Origin of the sequence: Balneola sp. (assembly GCA_002694685.1) — a bacterium.
In the GTDB taxonomy this organism is placed as follows: domain Bacteria; phylum Bacteroidota; class Rhodothermia; order Balneolales; family Balneolaceae; genus Gracilimonas.
Genome location: NZMW01000002.1, coordinates 1 through 12,337, shown reverse-complemented (window position 1 = coordinate 12,337; position 12,337 = coordinate 1). Strand labels below are relative to the sequence as shown.

The following is a 12,337-nucleotide window of genomic DNA, read 5'->3' as shown; positions in this document are numbered from 1 at the left end:
TTGCCGAGACAGAATTATTATGGGAAAAAATAAATTAGGTAGGATACTGTGTATGCTATTGATTACCAGCCTATCGTTTTAATGGAGACATTCTTCATGCAAAACAAATCAAACAAAAAATTAGACCGCTTTGAAATAATTGCGGTACTCAAAGCTTTGGGTATCAATACCAAAGTAAAACCAAGAAATAACTGGATTGATATTCTCTCACCCCTTAGGGAAGAAAAAAATCCTTCATTTAGTATCAACCTCGAAAGCGGAGCTTTCATTGATCGTACTACAGATGAAAAAGGAAGTATAATTGATCTGATAAAGCGCATAAACGGAACCGAATCGGATAAGGCAGTTGCAGACTTTTTGGATATGGTTCTTAACAGAGATAGGACTGATAGAAAGAGAAAATCAGGAATTAGTATCCAGCAATTAAAAAAAGAAAACTCACAGCTGATTGATACAAATGCCGATTCAATCAAAAAAATTGCTAACGAAAGATCAGATATAAACCTGAAGGCACTGGATGATTTAGATCTGCACTCCAATGCACCTTTTTTTGATACTATAGAGGAATACGACGGATTGACCCGAAATACGTTAGATAAATTTGGCTGTAAGTTCCTGACTAAGCATGGGCAGTTGGATCTGGCCATGATATACCCTACTGGAGTAGAACTTTATAGCCGGAATGAGGAAAACGAAAAACAGGTAATCCAGATGTCTGGAAGTTCGCCAAATGACTCATTCTTTGGTGTTGAACATATCCCGGACACAGACAGTACCACACTTTTAATTACTAAATCTCCAAGGGAGTGCATGCTTGCATGGCAGGAATTCAGCCCGGAATGTGATGTAATTAGTGTATGTGGGGGAGAAAAACCTTCATTGTCTCACAATCAGGCTCAAATCATAAAAGAACTAGCTCAAAAATACGATACAGTAATCGTAGTATTCGATCAGGATACGGAAGAAGCAAAATCTATTGCTGAGGCATTTTCTGTCGAAGTAAAAAAGGTTATTGAGCCAAATGTTGAGTTAAAAAAAATAAACATTCATGACTTATCTGAGGGCAAGGCAAAGGATATTGCTGATTTGTATCGAACTAAGTCACCAGCATTCCCCAATTTATTAGAAAGTGCTGAAGTGGTAAAAGTTAAGGGAAAAGATTCACTTCTAACTACTGATGAGGTGATCTGGAACACGAAAGGAGCTATTGAGAAATCATTGCTATTGGAAAAGCTCCAAGAGCGTGGATTATTTAAGCGGTACATTGCCGATGAAGACCGTAATTATATGGTAAAGGACAATGTGATTGTACCGATTAATGAATCACAGCTTACAGACTTCGTTAATGAAATGATTCAGAATATTCCCGATGAAGTTTTAGACCGTGATACGAGGGTGAAGGTAATGAGCAGCCTAATTACTACTAATATGGGGCAGTTACTTACGAATGCGCCCAAAAAAGAAGACTTAGGGCTTCATCAGGATCAACGCAATGATTGTTATTTATTCTTTAAGGATAAATGTATTAGGGTTACTAAGGACTCTGTTCAAGATATATCATACGAGGATCTGGATGGCTTAATTTGGGAACAAGACCAAGCGGAACGTCTCGCCCCAGTAGAGGTAAATTCAGAAAAGTCTGAGTTCGAAGTCTTTTGTGAGCTTGTTACGGGCGAAAATTCAGACAGGAAGGCCAGCTTAATGTCAGCCATTGGCTATTTACTTCACCGATATAAAAATAAAGCCAATTCGAAAGCTATAATCTTTACCGATCAAGAAATTGGAATGGCTAACACTTCCAATGGAGGAACCGGAAAGACCCTCATTGCTAAAGCAATTGGGCATTTACGACCACTGCATGAGATGAGTGGAAAATCACTCAACAGCAAAGATAAATTCATGTTCAATGATTTTCAGGAATATTATAGGTTAATCCTGATTGACGATGTCGGCGAAAAATTTATCTTTGAAGATCTGTTTACAGTTATTACTGGAAATATGCCTATACGGAGGCTGCATAAGAATAGATTTAGTGTACCTTTCGAACAAGCTCCGAAATTTATACTTACGACCAATGATCCCTTATCGGGTTCTGGTGAAAGTCACAAGCGCCGGCAATTCATCGTTGAATTTGCTTCATTCTTTGATTCACAGAAGAATCCGGTCGATTATTTCGGTCATATGCTCTTCGATGACTGGGATGAAAAAGAATGGGCCAGATTTGACGCATTTATGATCCAATGCATACAATTATTCCTGAAAGATGGATTGGTTGAAGCCTCAGTGAATTATGAAAAGCGTAAAGCTATCAATGAGACATCGCTACAATTCTTTAACTGGGCAGAGCTGTATCTTGAACTAGAACTTGAATACGAACAGCGAGAGTTATTTAGAGGTCATTCTGAGGTTGGGATAGAAAATTATCCAGGAATGAAGAAGCCGAAGAATAAAAATGGAGAATCCTTTCCATCGTATTCAATGCATGATCCCGGAGGAATGGGTGAAAATCAGATCCGCACATTCAAGCGTTCTTTAGAGCTTTATGCTTCCTATAAAGGTTGGAAAATACAGGAACGTGAATCAAATGGGAATACATTCATTTGGTTTACAAAAAGGAAGAGTGATTTATAGGATGAGGGGCTTCGGCCCCTTTTCTTTTATAATTTTTTTGTAGCTCTTTAGATTAAGATTTTAAGGGTAGGATCAGTAAGAAAATTATAATAGTATTTCCCTGCTGCGTTTTTTGGGTTGGATGAAATAAATGAGGGGATTTGTCCTGAAGACTTATTTTGTTGGGCAAGCTTAAAACTGCGAGTTTGATAACTCCCATAGTTATCCTCTAAAATCGTTACATATAAATCCTGATCATAATCGTATACCAAATGGTATAGATACACTATTTCCTTTTCATCGAAACCTAAATAATCAAATAATATTAAGTGAGTAACTAAGTTTTTTGGATGAAGGTCATAGATGCTATACATCGCCAATATTTCATCGGATTCATGAACTCCAAAGTTGGTGCAGTTATGCTTGTAGAGTGATTTAAGGTTATGTTTATCCTTGCCGATGATTGTGGGCATAATGAGATGAGTACCAAGATCCGAAAAATGGATGTACTCATTATCAAGTCTTTCTAAATCATAATGATTCTGACTTCTAAAACATACGTTTATTTCTAGCTTAGGTGTATTTTTATTCATGATCGTTTGGTTAATGAACAAGCTATGGTAGTCTTATCAAAGATATTGCCAGTATCTCATTAAAGGGAAAATGACATATAATGTGAGCAAAGTGTCAGGCCAAAAAACCAAAGTGTCACACGCTCATACCCGCTTTTAAAAAAAATGAGGTATAAGAATAATGAGCAATAACGCTCTTTAAATCTATAATTCTTATACCCATGAACCTTCAACCCTTTTTATTCCCCGTAACCGAGCGTACGGTTGCTGTTGATAACTCAACGACGCCACTAATAGATCTGGATAACCAGGAAACCTTTCTGTCCAACGGCTACAAAGCTATTGTCCGTGAGGATACCAATGAGGTTATCAGCATCGTTCGCGATTCCTATAAAATCGTGACGAACTCTAACCTGATTGACCAGCTACTGAGGCAGTTAGCAACCTGTGGTCATTCCTTCAAGATCGATCCTTCCCATTCGTTTGTAAGTAATGAACGGATGAGGCTTCAGATAACCTTCCCGGATCTTAAACTTCGGGATAAAGAATCTGACATTGCCTTATCTGCCTTCATTCATAACTCCTATGACCAATCGGAGGGAGTGCGTTTTTACTTTGGAGCCATCCGTGCAATCTGTTCCAATGGAATGATTTTCGGAACGGTACTTAGTAAGTACTATTCTCGTCATACGAAGGGATTCTCCTTTGATGACCTAAGTGAGAAGCTTGCCGAGGCGAGGTCTTTCTTCCCAGAGATACAAGAGCGTATCAACCGCTTAGAAGTACTCCGGGTAGATGAACAGTTGGTAGAGCATGTCTCAGAGAAAATCTCCAAGCGACTAGCTCAAGAAGCTATTGATCAGGAGGAGATAGGACGCATATCCCAATGGGTACTACTGAATCGCTTAACGAATCGGATCTCCCACGATATGGACCCTCATGTTCAAGCGCGATACCAGGATAACGTATCTAAAGTATTCGCCCTATGAGCCTACCTAAACTGATCATCAAGATTGTGATCATCATTATCACCGGAGGTAAAAAGCAATGAGTGTAACTAACGACTTTATAGAAGCCGCCGCAGAGTTTGTTAAGCAAACCCTGCGTGTGCTCCTGCTTGGAAAAATTCCCAAACCGGAGGACGAAGAAAACCAAAACCACAATAAGCCTGCTGAATAACTCAGTGGGCTTTTTTTATAACTACGAACCTTTAAACCCTACCCTTATGAAATCATTAGAATCAGAGCTCCCATCCGAACAATGGGTGTCAGAGCGGTCGCAATATCTCGGAGGCAGTGACGTCGGGACGATCCTTGGGGAGAATCCCTACTCAACGCCCCTGCAACTTTGGATGCGCAAGCAAGGCTTGTTGCCTCCCATTGAAAATACCCCCATCCTAAAATTCGGCCATTTCTTCGAGTCCATACTGGCCATGCATTTTGAGGACGTGACGGGCTTTAAAACCCGGCAGGTGAATAAAACCTTTGTCCACTCTGAACATGACTTCCTGCGTGCTAACATCGACCGTCAGGTCTTAGCCGGCGACAAGCTGGAATCTACAGCAGTACTCGAGCTTAAAACGACCACAAGCCATCGCCTGAAAGCTCTGGATGGCGAGTCTCCAAAAAGTTGGATACTTCAGGTCCAACATTATCTGGGTATCACAGGATATGATATCGGGATAATTTTGGCTTACGAACGAGACACTTGCCGGTTCCATGATCCGGTTATAATCGAACGCGATGATGATCTCATCATTAATAACATGAATACCCTTATCCAATGGTGGCAGACTCACATGGTTGGCGGTAAGCGGCCCGATCCAATAAACGGGGAAGACGCCCTCATCCTATACCCAGACTCCTCGGATGGAAAAACCATGGAAGTCACCCCTGCGGGCTATAGCCTCTACCAGGAACTGGTAAAGGTTCGTGAGCGTAAGTCGGATCTTGAGGCTATGGAAGAAGACCTAAAAACCAAACTGAAGGTTCGCCTTGGCGACGCCGAACGTATGGTGCTGGCTGGCAAAGACCTAATCAGTTGGAAAAGTTCGAGCCAGAACCGGCTCGACACGAAATCATTCCGGGAGGCGCGCCCCAAGCTCTATCGCCAGTACACAAAATCAACCACAACCCGACGGTTCACCGTCAAATAATAAAGGAGGCTAACATGCCACTTATCGTAAAAGAAGACCCATCCGAATACCCTCTCTGTCCGGAGGGATTACACCCAGCCGTACTCGTCGACGCTGTTGATCTGGGCGAGCAAGAAAGCCCGTGGGGAAAAAAACATCGCCTATCGCTTGTCCTTGAGACTCAGCAGAAAGATGAGGATGACAAGCCGTTTATTCTTGCCAAGCGCTACACATGGAGCTTGCATGATAAGAGTAATCTTCGCAAAGACCTGGAACGGCTCCTTGGAAAGAAGTTTCGTTCACAGGAGTTACTGGAAGGGATAGATCTGGAGGCGCATATTGGGATAAGCTGTAATATTCTGGTTGTCCATAATGAAACGGAAGACCGGACGTATGCTAATATCGAATCTCTACTTCCTTTTAAAGACGGCAGTGGTAGAGTTGTGAAAGATGCACTAATTCCATCTGGAAATTATGAGCGGGTAATTAACCGGCCCGACTATAAGCAGCCAGAGGAGTATGCATTAAATGGAGCTTAGGCTTCAAGGGAGGAGGCTTGCCTTCTCTTTTAGATTAAGTGTAGAACTTTCGAAGTCTGATTATTAAATAATGAAGACTATAGTGCCTTTTAATAACTTCCGAGTTGACTAAATCAATTTTAATAGAGTTTTTGAATTAAGCTCAGTTTTAAATCATAATACGATTCATGTCAAAAATTAAACCAACTTGGTATAAGCTAATTGTTACTTGGTGCCAAGAGCGTAAACCAAAAGGATATGGATTAACTATACCATTTGTTTTAGGAGTCGAAATTGATCTAACTATTCAAGAATTATTAACTGAGATTAAAGATTCAGAATACGAATTCAACATAATACTACAAAGGTGTGAGGATCTTGATGAATATGTCCTATCAATTCCAGACAAGTATACTAATCCCTTCGTATCTAAAATGAAAGGAGATGGGTCACTTAGGTATAATGAAGAAGAGCTCATTAAACTTAATTCTTTTCAAGAAGTGATTGATTTTATATCTGAAAAATATGAGAAGGTAATTGCCAAAAAGAAATTTTCGAAACAAATGGTAACAGGAGAGTGGGGCTATTTTGATGAAGATGACTTACAATTTATTGCTGAAGTAATAAATAACTAAAATAGTTCTATAACGATACAAAACAATAGATTGATATGGGATTTGTGAAGCAAAATTGGATAGAAAGTATGGAGCGTGGTTGGAATGAGCCAGATACTTTTGTGTGCGAAAGTTGTATAGAGGATGAATTTCTAAGTAAAGTTGTAGGAGAAAAAGCAACAAGTGAATATTGTTCATATTGTGATAACAGAATTGAAGGTGCCATGGTAGCTGCCCTTGCAGATGTTATGCCAAGTATTGCAGGCGCTATGTTTAATTATTTTGGAGAACCGGGAGAAGCTGGCTTGCCACGTGATTCGGGAGCATGGGTAATGGAGGATAGAATTACTGATACTTACGAGGCACTTCTGACACTTGGATTATCTGTTGATGAGGAGCTAATGGACGATATTTGCAACTCATTTACAAATGATGCGTGGGTTCCCGCAGTAGATGGTTCTTGGCTTGGGGAGCATGAACATGAAGTTCTAAGTTATTCATGGAGTAATTTTACTGAAAGTGCAAAGCATATAAGCAGGTATTTTATTTTTCAGAAAAAACAAGAGAAGGATAACGATGTAACCTATAGACCGACATATACACCTAAGCAAGTTTTAAATAGGATTGGTGAAATAATAGTCGAGTTATCTCTTTGGAAAGAATTACCAGCTAATACAACTTTTTATAGAGTAAGAAAGAAGGAAGGTGATTATGACCTATCAAAATTCACTGATATTGGCCCTCCACCTCGAAATCTAGCAACAGCAGGCAGAATGAACCCGGCTGGTATTAGCTATGGTTACTTTTCGAATAATGAAACGACTGCAATTCTTGAAATGAATGACACTACTCCATCTACTTATGTGGTAGGTAAATTTGAATTAAGAGAACCAATGATTGTAGTTGATTTAACCGATTTACCGCCATTGCCATCAATATTTGAAAATGATAAAAGCTCTAAACTTAATGCACTGATATTTCTTAAGTCATTTGTAGAAGCAATATCAACTCCCGTTACAAAGGATGGAAGAGAACACATCGATTATGTACCCTCTCAGATAGTATCTGAGTTTTTTGCTCAGGTACTACTAATTGATGATGATAAGAAAATTGATGCCACAATATATCCAAGCTCAATAGATAAGGGACATACAAACCTAGTGATATTTCCAAAGCATAATATAAACGGCCAAGATGATTGGGAGAAAATGTTGGAGCTTAAGGATTCGACTGAGGTTGAAATAATTGATCAGAGAGCTTTAGAAGAGTTAATTAATAGAAAAAAAGGATTGACTGGTAAAACAAAAAAGCTTGTTTAATAGAATTATAATACCTAATCACCCTGTTTACTCTTTTCGGAGAATACACTAAGGCAAAAAAGAAAGGGACAGAGGAAGGGTAGTGCTGAAGTGTTGTAGCTTTCGATATTCAAATCTACTAGTACGAGATATCGTGAATATCACAACAGATAGTGAATATAATTAACCAACTTCTTTATCACTTAAGCACTAATCCTAAGGCTAAAGCGCATAAATCTCCTACATTAAAAAAGCCCGCTTGGAAAACCAAGCGGGCTTTATAATATGAGACAGCTTTAGGTTTACTTAATGAGCTGCATTTTTAGCTCTTTGGTAAATGTTGTTCCTGATTGCCCAACTGCATCCATTCGGGCTATGTAAACACCACTTGGCAGGGTATTAGCATCAAAGGTTATGCTATGGAAGCCAGCACTCATGTTATTATTAATAAGTGTTGCTACTTCCTGCCCCATGATATTATATACCTTCAAGACAACCTCTGCTGCTTCAGGTAGTGCATAGGTAATTTCAGTTGAAGGGTTAAATGGATTCGGGTAGTTTTGCTCTAAGCTAAAACTTTCCGGTTGTTCTGTTCCCGGAGCTATTGGTTTGCAAGGAAATCCTGGTTGGCAGCCACCACCTGTAACTGTAATATAGTTCTTCAAATAACCCTCATGAGTTCTTGAATCTGTGATTGTAGCCTGAATGTAGAAATCACTTGTATTTGTACCTGTATACGAAGAACCAGTACCAACAACTGTTCCACTTCCTCCACCAAAGGGTATCTTTTTCCATTCATATTGTAGAGGAGATTGCCCATCTGAAGAACTTGCAGTCCACGTAGCATTTACACCTGAAGTAATTGATGAGGGGCCAGTTATATCAACATCTAAGGGAGCATGCATTCCAACCCCTTTATCTGCAAATCGATTTTGTATCATTTTCCAATTTGCTCCACTATTCATTGCTTGGTCTTTAGCAATCATGACATTCCTGAAATCTAAAAAGTCAGGGTCATTATTAACTGTTTCAATTGAATAGAAAATCACTTCATCGATGTCGTCACTATTAGAAGCATCACTACGGATGTCCCATAAGATAGATGAGAAAAACTCTCCGACAATATAAACTTCTTCGAAATCACCATTTACGTCATACTCTATATCTCCAAAAACATCATAATCTGGATCATCCATTTCCCTTCTTCCTCTATAGTCAGAATCATGATTGGCAAACATGTAATCACCAAGTTCAGGTCTATCAGTATATGAGCCAGGGAAATAATCAGCTAAACCTTCTATCAAAGCTCTCTCTGTATCTGAACTAATGTTAACTAATGACCCATTAAGTTTGTGTGTTACAGCGTGCATGTATTCATGCATTATAACTTTATCCTCACGAGAAGCTTTATTACAATTATCATTATCAACGTAACCATTTGTACCAAGTGTTATTTTCTTGGGACCAGGATAATAAAAAGCGCTACATGAACCAGCACGAACATTAATTACAGTTTTTGGCATCTGATTTGCCACATCAGAATCGATGTTACTAATATAATTTCTTCTGAAGTTTTCAGAATGATGGTAAGCCATAACTTCATCTAACTCATCATCAGTTTCGGAATAATTAAAGTAATAACTTGCACCTATATCTTTAAATTGGTCGTCAAAATATCCAACTTTAAGATAAGTACCATTAAGTTTTGTAGGGCTGTTTAAATTCCAAAGGTATCCGGAAGTTAGATTAGAGTTTAAACCCGGATGTGTCGCAAAAACATTACCGAGACCAGTTGCTAAAGAGGCTTTATTAGCATTTTCTTTTTGATTGCCATTGAATTTTGGAGATAATTTTCTTTGCAGATTTGGCGGTTCTGCCCCACCCATTCCAACATTAAGGTTATTAGCTTTTAAAACTTCTCCTGATTTAGCATCTACAAAGACATTCCAGAATATTCTTTTGTTGTTGGAGTGAACATCAAATTTATAAGACAAATGGAACGTATGTTCATCTTTCACGAAAACGACCAGCTCTTCGTTTGAGGATTCTAAGGCGTTGGATTCTTCTGCCAGATGTTCTACTGCAATGGTACTCGCTTCAATTTCACTAATACTTGTAGATTTAGATAATGATATATTAGGATAGTAATGTCCAGTTACAAGATTGATACTGCCATCAGAAAGTATATGAACTCTATACTCTGCACCATAAACAGGTAAACCTTTATACACTTGGTCAAGAATTACCGTGCTTGTTCCTTTGCGGGATTTAGTTTCTCGGTATTTAAGAGTTTTTAAATCATTCTCAAATGAGAATAACTCCTTATGTTTAGCAAGAAACTGTCTTGCTATTGCCTCTGGGGTACCTTGGAATCGTACACTTTTACCGGCAAAAAGTGATCTGGGTGCTTCTCCATGTTTATTCCATCGAACCTCCCATTCAGTACCCTCTTCAGCTTTGAACTGAGTCCAGGCAGCTTTCTTGTTTTCAGTTATTTCTTGACCATTTACGCTATATGCACTGAAAATAAGTGCTAAGGTGATGGTTGATATTATGATTAGATATTTCATTGTTTACCTCATTTTTGGTTATTATTGAGGTGTTCCGTAGTTCTGTAATGAACTACAGATACACCAAACCCCTTCAGGATTACCCTTCATTCTTTAGTCGGAGCGATGGATGTCTTGGGGGGTATTTTTTTAGTTAAACCATTTGAAGGTTCCTCGAGCAGGTTTAAGTTCAATATGAATTAGTTCGTACTTTCCTTCTGTGAATTTATAAAATCTACTTTGATCAGTAGCCCTTTCATATTTCGATGCTTGAATAAGCATCAATGATCCATCATTACTCCATTGCACGTCTCCTGACGTTTTAAAGTCAGGTAAAAGTAACTTATGGCCGTTCGTTTCATAATCGTACAGATAAGCTTGCACACCACCCACAGCTGTTTGATAAGTAATAAATCTACCATCAGGGCTCCAGTTTGGATCTGTCGCATTTCCTGATTCCGTAATTCTTTCGAGCGCCCTGCTTTCCAGGTCCAAAGTATAAATATCTTGTTTGAAACCGGATAACCCTGAATCAACATATGCTACTTCGGTAGAGAAAGCCAACTTTGAACCATCCGGACTCCATGATGGGTGTCTGTCTTTCCAGTAGTTATTGGTGATTCTCGTTACAGAGTCGGTTTCAAAATCATATACAAAAATCTCATAATTTATACCACCACCGCTACAGGCTACACAATCTTCAAAAGCTATTTTAGATCCATTGGGACTCCATACTGGGTTTCCTCCAAGGTAGACTAAATCACTAGAAATTTTTTTCATAGGTCTTTTATTGGACCCATCAGCATTCATAATAAATATAGCATCAGAACTCACCGCTCCTTTTTTTGTGGTAGTAAATACGATTTTAGCCCCATCCGGACTCCATGATGGGTCAAAGGCTGAATACTTCCCAAAATTGGTGAGGTTTTTTAAATCAGATCCATCGGTATTCATTTTGAACACTTGAGGTTCTTTGGTCTTTTCGTTGGTAGAAAAGACAATTTTACCAGGGATCTCAGGCTTGGGGTTGTTGTCATCAAGCAAATCACAGCCTTGAAGGAGTAGAAAAGCAACAAGAATAGTAACAAGTAAAAATTTTTTCATTCAGTCTCTCTATAGGAAAAATTTCGAATGCAACATATACAGGATACTCATACGACTTAAATGTTACAAATTAATTTAATTACGCATAAAATCTATAATCGATTACTAATATTATTATGTGAATTGGTTAGCTGCATGGAGTAATTATTACTAAAGGTGTCAGTAGGTAAGAGCGATTTCAAAGTAACTCCTTACAAAAAAAGTTTAAAAACCACATAATTGTACTGTGAATTAGAAAAGTGCTAGAGTGCTAGAGTGCTAAACTAACTATAAATAATTTTTTGAAATGTAGGTAGGCCAGAAGAATTAGTAATACTAAATTAATTCTAATCTACTAAAATCAAAAATTACATCACTTTAGCACTGTTGATGTTTAATAACTGAGTCTATTTATTCTCTACCTATAAACTCATCAACCTTAGAGGAGAAATCTCCAACAGACACATTCATTGCATGACATAACCGGTAAATAGTATGCATAGTTGGCCTACGCTTCAGTGATTCTATCTTTTCTACCATTGTCCTATGAACACCACTTTCCTCGGCAAGTGCAATCTGAGATAAGTTTTTTTCAGCCCTGAAATGCTTTAGCGTTTGGGCGATTGCTCTGGATATTTGCTCGTCTGTTGGCATTGCCAATTATGGCTTGACAATGACCCTAATTACAACATACTATAGGGTGGTTAATTAATAAATAAAATGGAGACCATTATGTGGTACTATATTGTAGCTGGAGGAATAGTCATTTATGGATTATGGGCTGCCGGCAGCATAGGAGATGAAAGGAAACAAAAGCTAAAAACTAGCGATTGCCTCAAATGTAATGAGGGGATGGGGCAACTGCAGCAATCAAATAAAGGGAAGTATTCTTATAAATGCGACCATTGTGGATCAACTTGGGTAGAGCGAAGATGAAACATTACTTAGTTACTATACTA

At 38.6% G+C, this 12,337-nt stretch carries 11 protein-coding genes; 7 read left to right on the top strand and 4 right to left on the bottom strand.

What is annotated here, in order from left to right:
* Positions 1–48: 48 nt before the first annotated feature.
* Positions 49–2,631 carry a hypothetical protein gene (locus tag CL667_04005; protein MAL16855.1) on the top strand — a complete coding sequence of 861 codons (2,583 nt, stop codon included), beginning with the start codon at positions 49–51 and terminating at the stop codon, positions 2,629–2,631.
* A gap of 47 nt (positions 2,632–2,678) precedes the next feature.
* Here the strand turns inward: CL667_04005 and CL667_04000 are convergent, their stop codons facing one another.
* A complete protein-coding gene (locus tag CL667_04000) occupies positions 2,679–3,203 on the bottom strand; it encodes a hypothetical protein (GenBank protein MAL16854.1) in 525 nt (174 codons plus the stop codon).
* Positions 3,204–3,403: 200 nt separating this feature from the next.
* On the opposite strand from CL667_04000, the gene CL667_03995 reads away from it, so the two are divergent.
* The 5 genes from CL667_03995 (at position 3,404) to CL667_03975 (ending at position 7,767) form a co-directional block, all read left to right on the top strand.
* The gene (locus CL667_03995; protein MAL16853.1) at positions 3,404–4,171 is read left to right on the top strand and encodes a hypothetical protein; all 768 of its coding nucleotides are present in this window, start codon (positions 3,404–3,406) and stop codon (positions 4,169–4,171) included.
* A gap of 194 nt (positions 4,172–4,365) precedes the next feature.
* Positions 4,366–5,337, top strand: coding sequence for a hypothetical protein (locus CL667_03990; GenBank protein ID MAL16852.1), 972 nt, complete (start codon positions 4,366–4,368; stop codon positions 5,335–5,337).
* Positions 5,338–5,351: 14 nt separating this feature from the next.
* The gene (locus CL667_03985) at positions 5,352–5,855 is read left to right on the top strand and encodes a hypothetical protein (protein ID MAL16851.1); all 504 of its coding nucleotides are present in this window, start codon (positions 5,352–5,354) and stop codon (positions 5,853–5,855) included.
* Between the two features lie 167 nt (positions 5,856–6,022).
* Positions 6,023–6,469, top strand: a complete 447-nt coding sequence (locus CL667_03980; GenBank protein ID MAL16850.1) for a hypothetical protein — start codon at positions 6,023–6,025, stop codon at positions 6,467–6,469.
* A 35-nt stretch (positions 6,470–6,504) separates the two neighbouring features.
* Entirely contained in the window at positions 6,505–7,767 is a 1,263-nt protein-coding gene (locus CL667_03975) for a hypothetical protein (GenBank protein ID MAL16849.1), read from the top strand.
* Between the two features lie 281 nt (positions 7,768–8,048).
* On the opposite strand, the gene CL667_03970 is transcribed toward CL667_03975, so the two are convergent.
* From CL667_03970 to CL667_03960, 3 genes are all read right to left on the bottom strand, one after another.
* Complete coding sequence (locus CL667_03970; GenBank protein MAL16848.1) at positions 8,049–10,316, bottom strand: hypothetical protein; 2,268 nt, start codon at positions 10,314–10,316, stop codon at positions 8,049–8,051.
* 129 nt (positions 10,317–10,445) lie between these two features.
* Positions 10,446–11,399, bottom strand: coding sequence for a hypothetical protein (locus CL667_03965; protein ID MAL16847.1), 954 nt, complete (start codon positions 11,397–11,399; stop codon positions 10,446–10,448).
* A gap of 390 nt (positions 11,400–11,789) precedes the next feature.
* Positions 11,790–12,032 carry a hypothetical protein gene (locus tag CL667_03960; GenBank protein ID MAL16846.1) on the bottom strand — a complete coding sequence of 81 codons (243 nt, stop codon included), beginning with the start codon at positions 12,030–12,032 and terminating at the stop codon, positions 11,790–11,792.
* 66 nt (positions 12,033–12,098) lie between these two features.
* Here CL667_03960 and CL667_03955 point away from each other — a divergent pair, with 66 nt between their 5' ends.
* The gene (locus tag CL667_03955; GenBank protein MAL16845.1) at positions 12,099–12,314 is read left to right on the top strand and encodes a hypothetical protein; all 216 of its coding nucleotides are present in this window, start codon (positions 12,099–12,101) and stop codon (positions 12,312–12,314) included.
* The last annotated feature ends 23 nt before the right edge of the window (positions 12,315–12,337 follow it).